General features: G+C 63.4%; 15 protein-coding genes. 10 read left to right on the forward strand and 5 right to left on the reverse strand.

Annotated features, from left to right (window positions below; all coding sequences use genetic code 11):
* Positions 1 to 7 precede the first annotated feature (7 nt).
* The 3 genes from LB532_RS09210 to LB532_RS09220 all read left to right on the forward strand — a co-directional run bounded on the left by LB532_RS09210 (position 8) and on the right by LB532_RS09220 (position 5,314).
* Positions 8 to 295 carry a succinate dehydrogenase assembly factor 2 gene (locus LB532_RS09210; RefSeq protein WP_140638857.1) on the forward strand — a complete coding sequence of 96 codons (288 nt, stop codon included), beginning with the start codon at positions 8 to 10 and terminating at the stop codon, positions 293 to 295.
* Between the two features lie 11 nt (positions 296 to 306).
* Positions 307 to 3,804: a transcription-repair coupling factor gene (gene mfd / locus LB532_RS09215; protein WP_140638856.1), complete on the forward strand. Its 3,498-nt coding sequence runs from the start codon at positions 307 to 309 to the stop codon at positions 3,802 to 3,804.
* 136 nt (positions 3,805 to 3,940) lie between these two features.
* Positions 3,941 to 5,314: a class II 3-deoxy-7-phosphoheptulonate synthase gene (locus LB532_RS09220; RefSeq protein WP_140638855.1), complete on the forward strand. Its 1,374-nt coding sequence runs from the start codon at positions 3,941 to 3,943 to the stop codon at positions 5,312 to 5,314.
* Positions 5,315 to 5,360: 46 nt separating this feature from the next.
* On the opposite strand, the gene LB532_RS09225 is transcribed toward LB532_RS09220, so the two are convergent.
* Positions 5,361 to 6,431, reverse strand: coding sequence for a GGDEF domain-containing protein (locus LB532_RS09225; RefSeq protein WP_140638854.1), 1,071 nt, complete (start codon positions 6,429 to 6,431; stop codon positions 5,361 to 5,363).
* Positions 6,432 to 6,759: 328 nt separating this feature from the next.
* On the opposite strand from LB532_RS09225, the gene LB532_RS09230 reads away from it, so the two are divergent.
* Both LB532_RS09230 and LB532_RS09235 read left to right on the forward strand, forming a co-directional pair.
* Positions 6,760 to 7,179, forward strand: a complete 420-nt coding sequence (locus tag LB532_RS09230; RefSeq protein WP_140548150.1) for a GFA family protein — start codon at positions 6,760 to 6,762, stop codon at positions 7,177 to 7,179.
* Positions 7,180 to 7,256: 77 nt separating this feature from the next.
* Positions 7,257 to 7,616: a diacylglycerol kinase gene (locus tag LB532_RS09235; protein WP_140548152.1), complete on the forward strand. Its 360-nt coding sequence runs from the start codon at positions 7,257 to 7,259 to the stop codon at positions 7,614 to 7,616.
* A gap of 22 nt (positions 7,617 to 7,638) precedes the next feature.
* Here the strand turns inward: LB532_RS09235 and LB532_RS09240 are convergent, their stop codons facing one another.
* Positions 7,639 to 8,226: a DedA family protein gene (locus tag LB532_RS09240; protein WP_140638853.1), complete on the reverse strand. Its 588-nt coding sequence runs from the start codon at positions 8,224 to 8,226 to the stop codon at positions 7,639 to 7,641.
* Entirely contained in the window at positions 8,223 to 8,783 is a 561-nt protein-coding gene (locus tag LB532_RS09245) for a DUF1003 domain-containing protein (RefSeq protein ID WP_140548156.1), read from the reverse strand. Before LB532_RS09245 ends, LB532_RS09240 begins: the two co-directional genes overlap by 4 nt.
* Before the next feature lie 89 nt (positions 8,784 to 8,872).
* Here LB532_RS09245 and LB532_RS09250 point away from each other — a divergent pair, with 89 nt between their 5' ends.
* From LB532_RS09250 to LB532_RS09260, 3 genes are all read left to right on the forward strand, one after another.
* Positions 8,873 to 9,589 carry a DNA-3-methyladenine glycosylase I gene (locus LB532_RS09250; RefSeq protein WP_140638852.1) on the forward strand — a complete coding sequence of 239 codons (717 nt, stop codon included), beginning with the start codon at positions 8,873 to 8,875 and terminating at the stop codon, positions 9,587 to 9,589.
* Between the two features lie 62 nt (positions 9,590 to 9,651).
* Positions 9,652 to 11,328 (forward strand): NAD+ synthase, encoded by a 1,677-nt coding sequence (locus tag LB532_RS09255; protein WP_140638851.1) that lies wholly within the window; start codon positions 9,652 to 9,654, stop codon positions 11,326 to 11,328.
* Positions 11,329 to 11,375: 47 nt separating this feature from the next.
* Positions 11,376 to 11,789 carry a GNAT family N-acetyltransferase gene (locus tag LB532_RS09260; protein ID WP_140638850.1) on the forward strand — a complete coding sequence of 138 codons (414 nt, stop codon included), beginning with the start codon at positions 11,376 to 11,378 and terminating at the stop codon, positions 11,787 to 11,789.
* A gap of 27 nt (positions 11,790 to 11,816) precedes the next feature.
* Here LB532_RS09260 and LB532_RS09265 read toward each other — a convergent pair whose 3' ends face one another.
* A complete protein-coding gene (locus LB532_RS09265; protein ID WP_181169335.1) occupies positions 11,817 to 12,269 on the reverse strand; it encodes a hypothetical protein in 453 nt (150 codons plus the stop codon).
* Here LB532_RS09265 and LB532_RS09270 point away from each other — a divergent pair.
* Together LB532_RS09270 and gltX are read left to right on the forward strand one after the other, a co-directional pair.
* On the forward strand, positions 12,166 to 13,971 hold the full coding sequence (locus LB532_RS09270) for an ABC transporter ATP-binding protein (RefSeq protein ID WP_140638849.1): 1,806 nt from the start codon (positions 12,166 to 12,168) through the stop codon (positions 13,969 to 13,971). The two genes, LB532_RS09265 and LB532_RS09270, sit on opposite strands and share 104 nt — an antisense overlap.
* Positions 13,972 to 14,170: 199 nt before the next feature.
* On the forward strand, positions 14,171 to 15,544 hold the full coding sequence (gene gltX / locus LB532_RS09275; protein ID WP_140638848.1) for a glutamate--tRNA ligase: 1,374 nt from the start codon (positions 14,171 to 14,173) through the stop codon (positions 15,542 to 15,544).
* Here the strand turns inward: gltX and LB532_RS09280 are convergent.
* The gene (locus tag LB532_RS09280) at positions 15,462 to 16,658 is read right to left on the reverse strand and encodes a DUF2865 domain-containing protein (RefSeq protein ID WP_140638847.1); all 1,197 of its coding nucleotides are present in this window, start codon (positions 16,656 to 16,658) and stop codon (positions 15,462 to 15,464) included. The genes gltX and LB532_RS09280 overlap by 83 nt on opposite strands.
* Between the last annotated feature and the right edge of the window lie 67 nt (positions 16,659 to 16,725).

The raw sequence follows: 16,725 nt of genomic DNA on the forward strand, positions 1-16,725 counted from the left end.
CGGCACAATGACAGGAACGAAACGATCAAGCGAGGGGCTCGATGCCCGCCGCCGCAAGCTCTTGTTCCGCTCCTGGCACCGTGGCATGCGCGAGATGGACCTTATCCTCGGCACTTTCGCCGATGCCGAGATCGGCGCCTTGACCGGCGACGAAATCGACCAATATGAGAAGCTTCTCGATATTCCCGACACCGAATTCCTGCCCTTGATCACCGGCGAACGTTCTGTTCCCGCCGACATCGATTGTGCGGTCCTGCAAAAAATCATGGCTTCGCGCCGGACAATGACCTTTTGAAGAACGTTTCCATGAGCCTCATTCCCACCATCGGCTTGCCGAAAGGCCGCGCCGGCCAGTTCATCGTCGACGGCGTCGCCGACGGCTATGAAGCCTTCGCGCTGGTGCAGGCGGCGCGCGAAATCGCGCCCGACAAGCCCGTGCTGTTCGTGGCGCGCGACGGGCAGCGCCTGCCGGCAATCACAGAGGCGCTGGCCTTTGCCGCGCCCGGCCTGCCGGTGCTGGAACTGCCCGCTTGGGACTGCCTGCCCTATGACCGCGTCTCGCCCGGCTCGGATGCGGCCGCCCGGCGGCTCGACGCGCTCGCCGCCATGATCGCGCTGGCGAGGAAGCCGCATCGCGCCGTCATTCTCACCACCGCCAATGCGCTGCTCCAGCGCATTCCGCCCGCGGATCTCATCGAGGCGCAGACCTTTCACGCCAAACCTGGCAACCAGATCGATATGAACGGGCTGGTGTCGCGGCTGGAGACATCGGGCTTCGAGCGGGTGCCAACGGTGCGCGGCATCGGCGAGTTCGCCGTACGCGGCGGCATCCTTGACCTTTTCGCACCCGGCTGGACCGAGGCGCTGAGGCTCGATTTTTTTGGCGATACGCTGGAATCGATCCGCGTCTTCGATGTGGCCACGCAGCGCACCACCGGGCAGCGCAAGTCCATGGCGCTGCAGGCGATGAGCGAGGTGGCGCTGACGCCCGAGACGATCAGCCGCTTCCGCCGCGCCTATATCGAAGCGTTCGGGGCGCCGTCGCGTGACGATGGGCTTTACGCCGCGGTTAGCGAAGGCCGGCGCTTCGCGGGCATGGAACACTGGCTGCCATTCTTCTATGAGCGGCTGGAGACCGTGTTCGACTATCTGCCGGACACGCCCGTCGTTTTCGACCATCTGGCGCATGAAGCGCTTGCCGAACGCCACACGCTGATCCTCGACCATTACGAGGCGCGCAAGAAGCAGACCGAAGGTGCGCTGAAGGACGCGGTGCCCTACAAGCCGGTGGCGCCGGACCTGCTTTACCTTTCGCCGGAAAATCTCGTCGCTTCGCTCGGACCGCGCGAAGCGATCGACTTCACGGCCTTCGACGCTCCCGATGCGGGCGCCAAAAAGGTCTTCCATGCCGGCTCGCGCCATGGCCGCAGCTTCGCGGAAGAGCGCGCCGACCCGAACGTCAATGTCTTCGACGTCGTGGTGAAGCACATCGCCGACGAACGTGCGGCACGCCGCCGCGTCATTGTCGCCGGCTGGACCGAGGGCTCGCTCGACCGGCTCGGCCAAATTCTCGCCGAACATCGTCTGGGCAATCTTGCGCCGGTGGCGACCTTGGCGGAGGCGGAGAAACTCGAGCCGGGGCAGGCGGCATTGGCCGTGCTGCCGCTGGAATCCGGTTTCGAGACCGAAAGACTGGTCGTCGTCGCCGAACAGGACATTTTGGGCGATCGGCTGATCCGGCGCTCCAAGCGCAAGAAGCGCGCGTCCGACTTCATTGCCGAAGCCTCGGCCCTGTCGGCTGGCGACATCGTCGTCCATGCCGACCACGGCATTGGCCGCTTCATCGGCCTGCGCACAATCGAAGCCGTCGGGGCGCCGCATGATTGCCTGGAAATCCACTATGCCGGCGACGACCGGCTGTTCCTGCCGGTGGAAAACATCGAGCTCCTGTCGCGCTACGGCTCCGATACAGCCGAGGCGACACTCGACAAGCTCGGCGGTGGCGCCTGGCAATCGCGCAAGGCGCGGCTGAAGAAACGCCTGCTCGACATGGCCGGGCAGTTGATCCGCATCGCCGCCGAACGGCAGATGCGCGCTGCACCTCCGCTGGTGCCGGCGGAAGGCCTCTACGGCGAGTTCGCCGCGCGCTTCCCCTATGAGGAGACCGATGACCAGCAGACGGCGATCGATTCCGTCAGGGACGATCTGGCGGCCGGCAAGCCGATGGACCGGCTGATCTGCGGCGATGTCGGCTTCGGCAAGACGGAAGTGGCGCTGCGCGCTGCCTTCATTGCGGCGATGGAAGGGTTCCAGGTCGCGGTGGTGGTGCCGACAACGCTGTTGTCGCGCCAGCATTTCAAGACCTTCTCGCAGCGCTTTTCCGGCCTGCCGATCCGCGTCGCCCAGGCATCGCGGCTGGTCGGCGCAAAGGACTTGGCAGAGACCAAGAAGGGGATCGCCGAAGGGACGGTGGATATCGTGGTCGGCACCCACGCACTGCTCGGCAGTGCGATCTCGTTCAAGAATCTCGGCCTCCTGATCATCGATGAAGAGCAGCATTTTGGCGTCAAGCACAAGGAGCGGCTGAAGGACCTGAAGACCGACGTCCACGTGCTGACGCTGTCGGCGACGCCTATCCCGCGCACGCTGCAACTGGCATTGACCGGCGTGCGCGAACTGTCGCTGATCGCCACGCCGCCGGTCGACCGCATGGCGGTGCGCACCTTCATCTCGCCCTTCGATCCGCTGGTCATTCGCGAGACGTTATTGCGCGAGCGTTATCGCGGCGGCCATTCCTTCTATGTCGTGCCGCGCATCAGCGATCTGGCGGAAATCCATGATTTCCTGAACCAATCCGTGCCGGAACTGAAGGTGGCAGTGGCCCATGGCCAGATGCCGCCGGGCGAGCTCGACGACATCATGAACGCCTTCTACGACGGCCAGTACGACGTTCTCTTGTCGACCACCATCGTCGAATCGGGCCTCGACATCCCGACCGCCAACACGCTGATCGTCCATCGCGCCGACATGTTCGGCCTGTCGCAGCTCTATCAGTTGCGCGGCCGTGTCGGGCGCTCGAAAGTGCGCGCCTATGCACTGTTCACGCTGCCGGCCAACCGCAAGCTGACCGACACCGCCGAACGCCGGCTGAAGGTGCTGCAGTCGCTCGATACGCTGGGCGCCGGCTTCCAGCTTGCCAGCCACGACCTCGATATCAGAGGCGCAGGCAATCTGCTCGGCGAAGAGCAGTCCGGCCACATCAAGGAGGTCGGGTTCGAACTCTACCAGCAGATGCTGGAGGAGGCGGTCGCGGAGGTGAAGGATTCCGGCGAGGTGCCGGATGGCGGCTGGTCGCCGCAGATCGCCGTGGGCACGGCGGTGATGATCCCGGAGAGCTATGTGCCGGACCTGCAGCTCAGGCTGGCGCTCTATCGGCGTCTCGGCGACCTCGAGACCACCGAGGAAATCGATGCTTTCGGCGCCGAGCTGATCGACCGTTTCGGCCCGCTGCCGGAGGAGGTGAAGCATCTCCTCAAGATCGTCTTCATCAAGGCGCTCTGCCGCAAGGCCAATGTCGAGAAGCTTGATGCGGGGCCGAAGGGCGTGGTCATCCATTTCCGCAAGCGCGAATTTCCGAACCCGGTCGGGCTGGTCAAGTTCATCGGCGAGCAGGGTTCGCTGGCCAAGATCCGGCCGGACCAAAGCGTCGTCTTCACCCGCGACTGGCCAACGGCGGAAAAGCGTTTGGCAGGCTCGGCTGTCGTCATGACGCAACTGGCGCGGCTGGTGGAGAAGGCGGCGTAGCCAGCCCGGCCCATTCGCCAGCGCTGAAATTCCGGTCTAGAATAGGAAATCGGCTTCGTGTATGGAGCCGCCACCCCACATGGGGGCTGGAAATGGCGGGCGAGGGTGCTCGCCGGAAAGAGCGTTGGGTGCAGCGATGACGAAATGGTCGCCAAATTCGTGGAGGGCAAAGCCGATCAAGCAGGTGCCTGCTTATCCCGATCTTGCCGCGCTGAGGAACACGGAGGCCCAGCTCGCCACCTTTCCGCCGCTGGTTTTTGCCGGTGAAGCGCGCAAGCTGAAGAAGCAGCTGGCCAGCGTCGCTGCCGGCGAGGCATTCCTGCTCCAAGGCGGCGATTGCGCCGAAAGCTTTGCCGAACATGGCGCGGACAATATCCGCGACTTCTTCCGCGTCTTCCTGCAAATGTCTGTGGTGCTGACCTTCGCCGGTGCGCAGCCGGTGGTGAAGATCGGCCGCGTTGCGGGCCAGTTCGCCAAACCGCGCTCGTCCGACAACGAGACCAAGGGGGAGGTGACGCTGCCGAGCTATCGCGGCGACATCATCAACGGCATCGAATTCGACGCCAAGTCGCGCATTCCCGATCCTGCCCGCCAGGAGATGGCGTACCGCCAGTCGGCGGCAACGCTCAACCTTCTGCGCGCCTTCGCACAAGGCGGCTACGCCAGCCTGGAGAATGTGCATCGCTGGATGCTCGGCTTCGTCTCCGACAGCCCGCAAGGCGAGAAATACGAGTCGCTCGCCAATCGCATCACCGAGACGATGGATTTCATGCGCGCGGTCGGCATCACCTCCGAAACCAATTTCGCGCTGCGCGAGACCGATTTCTATACCAGCCATGAGGCGCTGCTGCTCGGCTATGAGGAGGCGCTGACGCGTGTCGATTCCACCTCGGGCGACTGGTACGCGACGTCTGGCCACATGATCTGGATCGGCGACCGCACCCGCCAGCCGGACCATGCGCATGTCGAATATTGCCGCGGCATCAAGAACCCGCTCGGCCTGAAATGCGGCCCATCGCTGACGCCTGACGGCTTGCTGGAACTGATCGATCTGCTCAACCCCGAGAACGAGCCGGGCAGGCTGACGCTGATCGCCCGCTTCGGCTCCGACAAGGTCGCCGACCATCTGCCGAAGCTGGTGCGGGCCGTGCAGAAGGAGGGCCGCAGCGTCGTCTGGTCGTCCGACCCGATGCATGGCAACACGATCGAGGCGGCCGGCTACAAGACGCGGCCGTTCGACCGCATCCTGAAGGAGGTGCAGACTTTCTTCGAGGTGCACCGCGCCGAAGGCACGCATCCGGGCGGCATCCATGTCGAGATGACCGGCAAGAACGTGACGGAATGCACCGGTGGGGCCCGCGCCATCACGGCCGAGGAGTTGCAAGACCGCTACCACACCCATTGCGATCCGCGTCTCAATGCCGACCAGGCCATCGAACTGGCGTTCCTGGTGTCGGACCTGCTCAAGAAAAGCCACCCGGTGCAACACAAGCAGGTCGCCAACGGCTGAACCTCGTCCAAAGCAGTTCACAGGAAAAGCGCTTCCTGCCGAAAAATCAGTCTTGCTTGTAGAGCAGCCAGCTCTTGCCGGCGCGGCCCGCCATTGTCGAATGCCTGGTCACGCGGTTACGTCCGCTGACCTTTGAGCGGTAAAGCGCCCGGTCTGCCTTGCTGTAGAGGTCTTCAGGGCCCTCGGCTTCGGATGCCATGCAGATGCCCATCGAGACGGTGACGGTGCCGTAGTTCATGCCGGTCTGGCTGCTGGTGAAAGGCGACTGTTCGATCAGCGCGCGAAGGCGTTCGGCGATTTCGTAGGTGGCGTCCTCGCTTGCGCCCTCGACGATCAGCGCGAATTCCTCGCCGCCGGTGCGGGCGACGAACATGTCGGCGCGAATGCTGGACTGGAATATATCGGCGATGATCTGAAGGATCTTGTCGCCGACAGGATGGCCGTACCTGTCGTTGATGTCCTTGAACCGATCGATGTCGGCGAGGATCAATGCGTTGAACAGGATGCCTTTGTTGCTGTTGTAGATCCTGGTGATTTCCTTGTCGAAGGCGCGACGGTTCCAGATTTGCGTCAGGGGATCGGTGTCGGCCAGGCGCTTATATTCCTCGAGCTTCGACTTGACGCTTTCCAGTTCCGCGGTCTTGTCGCTGAGCGTCGAGGCAACCTGCCGGCCATGATCGATCGTCGAATTGGTGGCGACCGCCATGGCGTTGACGATCTTCTGCAGAACATCCGGCGACAGCAGGCTGTTTCTGCCGAGTCCGCTCGACGTTTCGTTGAGGATCCTACCATATTTCTCGATGTGGCTGCGCTCGCTCCTCAGCAGCGAAGCGATGTCCTCGAGCTCGTTGGCGATGACTTCCCTGGCGTGCTCGACGATGCCGGAGCCATGGTTCTGGGCAAAGAAAGCGCGTCCGATTCGGTCGAGGTCGTCCTGCGTCGGTCGGCCGCTCAGCGACACGACGGCAAGGCTGAGCTCGCGATTGGATCCGCTCAAGGCCTCGTAGAAGATCTCGTAATTGCGTGGCAGGCCGAGCACGCCGAGCTGGCGCATTGTGGCGAGGACGGTGCTCGCAATATCGGTGCTTCGTTCGCTCTGGACGGCTGCCGGCTGCATGTTCTGTTCACTCTTCCCCGGGAACACGCTGCGACATTCGCAGGCATCCAATGTCGCCGACCTGGGGGACGCTGGCCATACCAGTCCATCTTGCGAAAAAAAGGCGCGTCCCCACTCACGACTTTCGCTTGTGAGGATCATAAATGCAGCAGCGCTAAAGTTTCCTTAATCCGCTGAATCCGGCCTGTTTTCCGCTGATTCCGGCTGTACAGGCCTTCATCTGTGAACAAACAATTCCCGAGCGCGCCAAATGCATGTCGCATTTTCTTGCGCACAGCCACCGAAAAGCTGGGATCCTGTCAGCAGCGATTTCTTTTGGGATGGTGCGATGAGTGAAAATCATACGGGATCGTGTCTCTGCGGAGCGGTTCGCTTCAGGACGCGAGGGCCGTTGCGCGGCGTCATCTATTGCCATTGCTCGCAATGTCGCAAGCAGAGTGGACATTTCTATGCCGCAACCAATGTCCCGGACGCCAATATCGATATCGACGGCGCCGACAACATCACCTGGTATGAGGCGTCCGCCTTCGCCGGCCGCGGTTTTTGCAAGACATGCGGATCGCTGCTTTTCTGGAAACCACGGGACGACGCCTATGTTTCGGTTCTGGCGGGATCGTTCGATGAACCGACAGGGCTCGAAGGCCAATGCCACATCTTCGTGGGTGACAAGGGCGATTATTATTCGATCGACGACGCGCTGCCTCAATTCGAGAAGTCGACCCCTTCGGTGAAGGTCGCCGACGAATGAATTTTGGGTGAGCCAGCTTATTCCATTGATCGGGCCATTGCTTTATCCCGTGCCGGTGATTCGCAAAGGGGTTTGGCATGCAGCGGCTGATCGACGCTTATTTCAACTCGCTGCGGGCGTTCCGCAAGCTGGCTGCAACTGAAAAAGCCTTCCAGCAGGAGCTGGCGCTGCTCGCCCTTGCCTTTCCGCTCGGCTGGTTCGTTTCGGTGTCGTGGCGCGGCTACGCGCTGCTGATCGGAGCGGTGCTGCTGTTGATCATGGTCGAGGTGCTGAACACGGGCATCGAAGCGGCCTGCGATGCCTTCAGCCGCGAATTCAATGTCGACATTCAGCTGGCCAAAGACTGCGGTTCGCTGGCGGTACTGATCTCCGTGGCGATCGTCGCCGGCGTTTGGGGCATCGCGATCATCGAGCGTATCGTCGGGCTGCCGATCTGAGCTTTCGACCGCCGGCCGGCGGTCAGTTTTCCCTGGCGCGTTCCTTTCGGGCGAAATGGCGGGCGATGAGCCAGGCGAGTACGGCCACGGCCAGGCCGATAGCTAGGCCCACCAATATCCGCTCATGGCGAAGCAGCGCCTGGCCGATGAAATGCTCGGCGCCCAACCCGAAGACATAGCCGATGGTGCTGAACAACACCGCCCAGACCGCCGAGGAAATGGCGTTCAAGACGATGAAGCGGGGTGCTGCGATGTTCGACAGGCCGGCCGCGATACCACCGACCAGGCGCATGCCATAGACGTAGCGGTTCGACAGCACGAAGATGTTGGGATGGGTGTTGAGCAGACGATAGGCGCGGCGGAAGCCGGGCCGCTTGCGCAACCCGACGACATAGCGATGGTCCGCGAAACTTCTCCCCAGGATAAAGAAGCAGGTGTCGCCGGCGAAGGCCCCAAGCGCTGCCACGACGATAGTCTGCCAGAGGACGAAGATATGCTGATGGGCGAAGAAGCCGCCGAGTATGGCGGCACTCTCGCCCTCGGCGACACAGCCCAGAAAAACGGCGATCAGCCCGTATTGTTCGATGAAATGATGGATCGCGTCGCTCATGACGGCGATTGCTGCGACAGCCTGTCGTCGATCCGCTTGACCAGCTCGGCCAACCGCACGATTTCGTCGCGCATGCCTATAATCTGGCCGTGGCGCATTTCGTCCAGCTTTTCGTGCAGCGCCATGATCTCGATCTCGGCCTTCAGATTGACCTCGTAGTCGTGGGCAGCATCGATGCGGTCGCGCTCGGTCTGGCGGTTCTGCGCCATCATGATCACCGGCGCCTGCAGCGCCGCGACCATGGACAGGACGAGATTGAGGAAGATGAAGGGGTAGGGATCGAAGGCGTCGCGCGTCAGAAGCCAGGCATTACCTGATGTCCAGACGATCAGGAAGGCAATGAAACCGAGGATGAAGGTCCAGGAACCGCCGATGCGGGCGATGGTATCGGCAAGGCGGTCGCCAAAGGTCTGATGGAAGGCGACGGCCTTGTTGGTGTCCCTCGAGATTGTGGTGCGCTCAAGCGTCGACTGCAGCACCCGATTCTCCAGGGCGCTGAGACCGTCCGGCTTTCGTCTCAGCCAGCGGTTCGCTAGATCGTCGATCGTCTTGTTCATGGCCGTCTCCAAGGGCTTGGCTGGCGATAGAGGTAGAGGCTGCCGGCCCGCGCGGGAAGTGCTAGATTTGATGGGAACCGGAGGGACTTATGGCCGACTTCAAGAAAATTCGCGCTCGCGCCGCAAAGCGCAAGGGCGGCGAGGAGGAGCTGGTCTCGCTGCTCGGGCCGATTCCCGACAACGCCGCCGTGGCCGATATCGGGGATGACCGTATTCTGTCGGCGATGGCCGAGCGCGTCTTCGCCGCCGGTTTCGTCTGGCGCGTCATCGAGCAGAAATGGCCCGGATTCGAAGAGGCGTTCCTGCGCTTCGAGCCCAAGCGGTTGCTGTTCCAGCCTGACGATTTCTGGCACGAACTGGCGTCCGACCAGCGCATCGTGCGCAATCCGCAGAAGATCAAATCCGTTCGCGACAACGCTGCCTTCGTCGAGCGCGTGTCGAAAGAGCATGGCGGCTTCGGCACATTCCTCGCCGAGTGGCCCGCCGACGACCAGGTCGGGCTGATGGCCTATCTCGGCAAGCATGGCAGCCGGCTCGGCGGCAATACCGGCCAGTATTTCATGCGCTGGCTGGGTTGGGACGCCTTCGTCATTTCGGCCGACATGGCGGCCGCCCTTCGCGACGCCGGGCTCGATATCGCCGAAAGCCCGACGTCGAAGAAGGATCTCGACAAGATCCAGGCCCAGGTCAACCGATGGGTTGCGGATACCGGTCTGCCGCGCCGGCACATTTCGCGCATTCTGGCGATGTCAATCGGCGAGAACCATTCGCCTCAAGCGCTGCGCGACTATATGGGCGACGACTGATACCGAAATTGGCCCAAGCAAACGCCATTGCGGGGCGAATTTTGCCGCGCTAAGTCAGCAGCATGACCAAGAAGCCCGACATACTGCGCATCGCCGTTGCCCAGCTCAATCCGACAGTCGGCGACGTCGCCGGCAATCTCGCCAAGGCCCGCGAGGCGAGGGCGGATGCCGCGCGTCAAGGCGCCGACCTCGTGCTCTACACCGAGCTTTTCCTCGCCGGCTATCCGCCGGAGGATCTGGTGCTGAAGCCGGCCTTCCTGAAGGCCTGCGAGCGGGCGGCGCAGGAGATCGCCGCCGACACCGCCGATGGCGGTCCCGGCATCATTATCGGCACGCCGCTGAAGCGCAAGACGGGCACCCACAATTCGATCGTCTTCGCCGATGGCGGCAAGATCATCGCCGAGCGCTATAAGCTCGATCTGCCGAACTATGGCGAGTTCGACGAGAAGCGCGTCTTCCAGGCCGGACCGGAGATCCAGGGGCCCGTCAATTTCCGCGGCGTGCGTCTGGGAATCCCGATCTGCGAGGACATCTGGGGCGAGGTCGGCGTCTGCGAGACGCTGGCCGAGAGCGGCGCGGAAATCCTGCTTGTGCCGAACGGCTCGCCCTATTACCGCGCCAAGATCGATGTGCGCCACCAGGTCGTCATCCGCCAGGTTATCGAATGCGGGCTGCCGATGATCTATGCAAACCAGCTCGGCGGCCAGGACGAGCTGATCTTCGACGGCGCGTCGTTTGCCATAGGTGCCGACAAGCGGCTCGCCTTCCAGATGAGCCAGTTCGAGGAGGCGGTCGACATCACCACCTGGAGGAGACAGGGCGAAGACTGGGTCTGTTCGGAAGGACCGATGTCGAAGATCCCCGAACGGGAGGAGGCCGATTACCGCGCCTGCATGCTGGGCTTGCGCGACTACGTCAACAAGAACGGGTTCAAGAACGTCGTGCTCGGCCTGTCGGGCGGCATCGATTCGGCCATCTGCGCGGCCCTTGCCGTCGACGCGCTGGGCGAGGAGCGGCTGCGCGCGGTGATGATGCCTTACCGCTATACGTCGAACGATTCGCTCAAGGACGCTGAAGACTGTGCCCGCGCACTCGGCTGCCGTTATGACATAGTGCCGATCTTCGAGCCGGTCGAAGGTTTCCTTCATGCGCTGACGCAGCTTTTCGAGGGCACCAAGGAAGGCATTACCGAGGAGAATTTGCAGAGCCGCGCCCGCGGCACCATCCTGATGGCGATTTCCAACAAATTCGGCTCGATGGTGGTTACGACAGGCAACAAGAGCGAGATGTCGGTCGGCTATGCCACGCTCTACGGCGACATGAACGGCGGCTTCAATCCGATCAAGGACCTGTACAAGATGCAGGTCTACGCGCTGTCGCGCTGGCGCAACAGCCATGTGCCGCCGGGCGCGCTCGGACCGTCGGGCGAGGTGATCCCGAAGAACATCATCGACAAGGCGCCTTCGGCGGAACTGCGGGAGAACCAGACCGATCAGGATTCGCTGCCGCCCTATCCGGTGCTGGACGACATCCTCGAATGCCTGGTCGAGAACGAGATGGGCGTCGACGACATCGTCGCGCGCGGCCATGACCGGGCGACGGTGACGCGCATCGAGCACCTGCTCTACGTCGCCGAATACAAGCGCCGGCAGGCGGCCCCCGGTGTGAAGATCACCAGGAAGAATTTCGGCCGCGACCGCCGCTATCCCATCACCAACCGGTTCCGGGATCGCGGCTAGACACGGTTCCGCCGAAAGGTCTTGTCATGCCGCAGGCGAGGGTAGCGATGCCTGAGTGTGAAATCAGCTTCGACCTGTCACGGATCGACTTCAGGGCGACATCCGACCTGTTGATGGCAAGCTATTGGGGCGGCGGGCGCAGCGACGAAACGCACCGCCGCGCCTTTGCCAATTCGCTCTGCGCCGCGGCTTATATCGACGGCAGCCAGGTGGGATTCGGCAGGGCAATCACCGACCGCACGGTGTTTGCCTATCTGGCCGATATCATCGTCTGGCCGCAGCATCGCGGGCAGGGCATCGGCTCGCGGCTGGTGCAGGCGCTGATCGATCACCCCGAGCTCGGTAGCGTTTCGCACTGGAGCCTGTCGACCAACGACGCGCATGGGGTTTATGAAAGACTGGGATTCAAGCCGTCGACCGACGGCCGGTACATGCGCCTCGATCGTAAGCCAATCCCCTGACCAAGCGCCATTGCCGTTGTTGCAAATTTATCCCAGTGCTTGGACCAGATGGCGTTTTTGGTGACCGCCAGCCTTGGCGATGCGATGAGGCATCTCTATAAGGGCCTCTCCGCGATTCCCTTTAGGGAGGACCGAATGCCAGGATTTGACATCGTTATGCGAGGCCGCGAAGCCTAGGTCCCGACCGGCGCGCCGCAGGGTTTTCACCCTCGGAACGAAGCCGGATCGAGAACAGGCCTTTGCCGATGCCGGTCGCCGCCTTCGGGCAAGCGGCCATTCATAACCGAACCTCCGCATTCCCGGGCATTGAGCCCCTTGCGCGGTTTTTTCATTTTCGACCTTACCGGGATCGGGCTTTTTGCGCCCGAATGACATCATGGCTCGTTTTCGAATCGATTTGCGCGCGAGCGCCTTTCGCAGCGTTCTTGGCTTTACTTTCACCCATTGGCGGCGCCAGCCCTGGCGGCTTTCGCTGATCATGGCTGGTTTCCTGCTGTCGACGCTGGCCGATGTGCTGACGCCGCTCTATTCCGGCCGGCTGGTCGATGCCGTCGCCAGCAGCGCCGGCGCCGACGAGATCGCCTGGAATGCCGCGATAACCGCGTTTTCCATGCTGATGGCGTTGGCGCTGGCAGGTGTTGTCCTGCGCAATTTGGCCTTCATGGGTATCGTCGAACTGACGCTGAAGATGATGGCCGACATCGCCGCCGACGCCTTTCATCGTGTCCAGCGCTTTTCCACCGACTGGCATGCCAACAGCTTCGCCGGTTCGACCGTGCGCAAGGTGACCCGCGGCATGTGGGCGTTGGACCTGCTCAACGACACGATCCTGATTGCGCTGCTGCCGTCCGTCGTCATGCTGGTCGGCTCGACGCTGCTGCTGGGCTGGTTCTGGCCGCTGATGGGAGCGGTTGTCGCCGCCGGCTCGGTGCTGTTCATCGCCGTCACGGCGATGCTGTCGCTGGGCTATGTCGCGCCGGCGGCCAGGCTCGCCAACACCTGGGACACACGCCTTGGCGGCTCGCTGGCCGACGCGGTGAGCTGCAACGCCGTGGTCAAAGGGTTTGGCGCCGAGGAGCGCGAGGAGAACCGGCTTGCCAAGGTCGTCGCCAAATGGCGTGCCCGCACGCGGCGCACCTGGGTTCGCGGCACCATCAACGGAACCACGCAAGGGGCGCTGCTGCTGGTGATGAGAGCGGCGGTCATCGGGCTGGCGCTGATGCTGTGGTCGTGGGGACAGGCAACCGCCGGCGACGTCGCCTTCGTGCTGACTTCTTTCTTCGTCCTGCAAGGCTATCTCAGGGATATCGGAACGCATATCCGCAACCTGCAGCGCTCGATCAACGACATGGAAGAACTGGTCGATTTCCAGTCCGAACCGCTTGGCATCGAGGACCGGCCCGGCGCCGGGCCGATCCGTATCACGCAAGGGGGCATCGCCTTCGACGACGTTACCTTCCATTACGGCAGTCACCGTTCGCCGCTCTATCGCGATTTCTCGGTCGATATCGCGCCGGGCGAGCGGGTCGGGCTGGTCGGCCATTCCGGGTCGGGCAAGACGACTTTCGTCAAGCTGATCCAGAGGCTCTATGACGTAAACGCCGGCCGGATCCTGATCGACGGCCAGGACATTTCCGAGGTGGCGCAGGCGTCGCTGCGTGCGCAGATCGCCATCGTGCAGCAGGAGCCGATCCTGTTCCACCGCTCGCTGGCCGAAAACATCGCCTATGCCCGGCCCGGCGCCACGCAGGCCGAGATCGAGCACGCCGCGAAGCTGGCGAGCGCGCACGACTTCATCGTCAACCTGCCGAAGGGCTACGGCACGCTCGTCGGCGAGCGCGGCGTGAAACTGTCGGGCGGTGAGCGCCAGCGCGTGGCGATCGCACGTGCGTTCCTCGCCGATGCGCGCATCCTGATCCTGGACGAAGCGACGTCGAGCCTCGATTCGGAATCGGAGGTGCTGATCCAGCAGGCGATGGAGCGGCTGATGGTCGGCCGCACCACGCTGGTCATCGCGCACCGGCTTTCGACGGTGCGGGCGCTCGACAGGCTGTTGGTCTTCGATCGCGGCAAGATCGCCGAGGAAGGCTCGCATGACGCGCTGATCCGGCTGCCGGGCGGCATCTACCGCCGCCTGTTCGAGCGTCAGGCGCTCGAATTGACCAAGGGACTTGTCACCTGATCGGGGATGGCCTCCGGCTCTGGCCCGGAGGCCATCCCGTCAGGCGCCGGCGGCCTGACGGGCGGGCGGTGCGGGACATGCGATCGCTGGCGGAGCCGCGTCCGCCAAGTCTTTTCATTGCTTGCGCCATGTTCTATGTCTGCGGCACGGCACGGGGACGCGTCTTGTCAATTACAAAAGCATCCGGTACGCCCCGCTCATGACAGTTACCGTTCGTTTCGCTCCTTCACCGACAGGCCGCATCCATATCGGCAATGCGCGCACCGCCCTGTTCAACTGGCTGTTCGCCATGAACCATAAGGGGCGCTTCATCCAGCGCTTCGACGACACCGATGTCGCGCGCTCGAAGCAGGAATTTTCCGACGCCATCCTTTACGACCTGCATTGGCTTGGCATCTTTCCCGACACCACCGAATACCAGTCGCGTCGCTTCGATATCTATGACGCGGCGGTCGAGCGGCTGAAGGCGGCGGGCGTTCTCTATGCCTGCTATGAAACACCGGAGGAGCTCGACCTCAGGCGCAAGGTGCGCCGCACGCGCGGCCTGCCGCCGGTCTATGGCCGCGAGGCGCTGACGCTGACGTCGGAACAGATCGCCGAATATCAGGCCGATGGCCGCCGGCCGCACTGGCGTTTCCTGCTGCCCAATTTCACCGGCGATCCGCAGCAGCCGGAGCGCACCGAAATCCATTGGAACGACCTGGTGCGCGGGCAGGAAACCGTCGATCTCGCCTCGCTGTCGGACCCGGTGCTGGTGCGCGAGGACGGCACCTATCTCTATACGCTGCCATCCGTCGTCGACGATATCGAGATGGGCGTCAGCCATATCATCCGCGGCGACGACCACGTCACCAACACCGGCGTGCAGATCGCGCTGTTCCGGGCGCTGGGTGTCGAGCCGCCGGAATTCGGCCACCACAATCTGCTGACCACGGTGTCGGGCGAGGGGCTGTCGAAGCGCACTGGCGCACTCTCCATCGAAAGCCTGCGCGAGGACGGCATCGAGCCGATGGCGGTCGCTTCGCTGGCCGTGCTGGTCGGCACGTCGGAAAATGTCGCCGCCGCGCATGACCTGGCCGAACTCGCCAGCCGTTTCGACCCGGCTGCGACCTCGAAGTCGGCGGCAAAATTCGATCCGGACGAGCTTTTCGTGCTCAACCGGACGCTGCTGCATCAAATGCCCTTCTCCGAAGCGCAGAATCGGCTGGTGGTGCTCGGCATATCGGGCGAGCAGGCGGAACCGTTCTGGCTGGCTGTGCGCGGCAATCTCGACAGGCTGGCCGATGCTGTCGGCTGGTGGCGCATCCTGCGCGAAGGGCCGCAGGAGAAGCCGGAATTTTCCGACGCCGATCGAGATTTTCTTCACCAGGCCATCGATCTGCTGCCCGAGGAGCCTTGGAGCGGGACCGTCTGGAAGGACTGGACGGCCAGGATCAGGGAAGCGACCGGCCGCAAGGGCAAGGCGCTGTTCATGCCGCTGAGGCTTGCCCTTACCGGACTGACTTCGGGACCGGAGCTTGCAGATCTATTGCCGCTGATGGGTCGGGAAGGAACGTTGGCCCGACGACCCTGACCTTCCGCTGTTCCGGCGGCAACACCGAGACCGGCGATGTGACCGGTTTGACCGCAAGCCGCTTGATGGCGTCGCGGTCCAGCCCGCCCGCGGCGTTTGCCAGCGTCTCGGGATCGGCACCTGGATCGGGTTTGGAGGCAGGCACCGGAATGAACGGGGCGCCCTCCGTTTGCGGCTGCGACTGTTGCTGGCTTGGCGGATTGCCGCCGATGATCTGGAAGTTCTGCGCGGCGTTGCAGCCGCAGGCCGGCGGCCGCGACAGGTTGGGCTGCTTGTAAAGATAGGCCGTCGGCAGCTCGCTGTAGGGCCGGCCGGTGACCGACGATGTCATGTCGGCCGAATCGTCGCCCATGCCGCGCGAATAGAAGACCTGGATCTCGGTGCCGGGACAGCTCGATTCGCAGTTCTTCTGGTCGCGCTCGAAATCGCCGACCGAGGCGGCATTCGACATCGGGAAGAAGTAGCCGTCGCAGGTGCGCACGCAGGTGGTACGGAACTCGCCGCCGACGCCTGGAAAGTCCGGTATGCCGGACCGGCCCGGCACGCGGCGGACATTGCGCTCCTCACCGGGATCGTCAGCATGGTCGAGCGTGTCGAGCCGGTGTGTGTCGCCGCCGAACAGCTGATCGAACAGATTGCCGTTGCCTTGTTCCCGTTTCGCTTCGCGCAGGGGTTCGCGGCGCGGCGCCCCCGCGTCCCCGCGGCAGCCATTGGCGTCGAGCGCGGCCAGGATGCGTGCGCGATCGCGGCGCGATCCGCCGCCGGCGAGGCGGGCGCGCTTGGCCTGCAAGCTATCGAGATTGGCGTTCATGCGATCGATGGTGGCGTTGAACCCGGCGCATTGGCTGACATTGCGGCTGAACAGAGAGAAGCCGCAGCCGGCGCTGCTGGACTGGCCGCGCGCCTTTGAAATCTGCTCGCGTTGTCGGTCGATCGCGGCGTCATATTTCCGGATCAGGGCCGGACCGCCGCTGCCGCGCGAGGTCGCGGCAAGATCGGCCTCGAGCTGGCGGCAGACACGCGAGGCAGCCTGCGGCTCGGAGACGGCGGCGCCCGAAAGCAGCAGGCCAAGCAGCACGGCAAGATGCGCCTGCTTCCACCCTTCGCCCATCATCCGCCCGAAACCCTGCTTGGTTGTTCCGCCGCACGCTACGTGCTCGTGGTTAAACCGCAGTTTACCC

The sequence above is a fragment of the Mesorhizobium sp. ESP-6-2 genome, from assembly GCF_020164675.1.
Taxonomy (GTDB): domain Bacteria; phylum Pseudomonadota; class Alphaproteobacteria; order Rhizobiales; family Rhizobiaceae; genus Mesorhizobium.

Excerpts from the sequence above, each read along its gene's own strand:
- LB532_RS09240 (WP_140638853.1), bottom strand. The coding sequence starts at position 8,226 with ATGAGCGACGCGATCCATCATTTCATCGAACAATACGGGCTGATCGCC.
- LB532_RS09230 (WP_140548150.1), top strand. The coding sequence starts at position 6,760 with ATGAGTGAAAATCATACGGGATCGTGTCTCTGCGGAGCGGTTCGCTTC.
- LB532_RS09245 (WP_140548156.1), bottom strand. The coding sequence starts at position 8,783 with ATGAACAAGACGATCGACGATCTAGCGAACCGCTGGCTGAGACGAAAG.
- LB532_RS09220 (WP_140638855.1), top strand. The coding sequence starts at position 3,941 with ATGACGAAATGGTCGCCAAATTCGTGGAGGGCAAAGCCGATCAAGCAG.
- LB532_RS09225 (WP_140638854.1), bottom strand. The coding sequence starts at position 6,431 with ATGCAGCCGGCAGCCGTCCAGAGCGAACGAAGCACCGATATTGCGAGC.
- LB532_RS09210 (WP_140638857.1), top strand. The coding sequence starts at position 8 with ATGACAGGAACGAAACGATCAAGCGAGGGGCTCGATGCCCGCCGCCGC.
- LB532_RS09265 (WP_181169335.1), bottom strand. The coding sequence starts at position 12,269 with ATGATCAGCGAAAGCCGCCAGGGCTGGCGCCGCCAATGGGTGAAAGTA.
- LB532_RS09280 (WP_140638847.1), bottom strand. The coding sequence starts at position 16,658 with ATGATGGGCGAAGGGTGGAAGCAGGCGCATCTTGCCGTGCTGCTTGGC.
- LB532_RS09255 (WP_140638851.1), top strand. The coding sequence starts at position 9,652 with ATGACCAAGAAGCCCGACATACTGCGCATCGCCGTTGCCCAGCTCAAT.
- gltX (WP_140638848.1), top strand. The coding sequence starts at position 14,171 with ATGACAGTTACCGTTCGTTTCGCTCCTTCACCGACAGGCCGCATCCAT.
- LB532_RS09270 (WP_140638849.1), top strand. The coding sequence starts at position 12,166 with ATGGCTCGTTTTCGAATCGATTTGCGCGCGAGCGCCTTTCGCAGCGTT.
- LB532_RS09250 (WP_140638852.1), top strand. The coding sequence starts at position 8,873 with ATGGCCGACTTCAAGAAAATTCGCGCTCGCGCCGCAAAGCGCAAGGGC.
- mfd (WP_140638856.1), top strand. The coding sequence starts at position 307 with ATGAGCCTCATTCCCACCATCGGCTTGCCGAAAGGCCGCGCCGGCCAG.
- LB532_RS09235 (WP_140548152.1), top strand. The coding sequence starts at position 7,257 with ATGCAGCGGCTGATCGACGCTTATTTCAACTCGCTGCGGGCGTTCCGC.
- LB532_RS09260 (WP_140638850.1), top strand. The coding sequence starts at position 11,376 with ATGCCTGAGTGTGAAATCAGCTTCGACCTGTCACGGATCGACTTCAGG.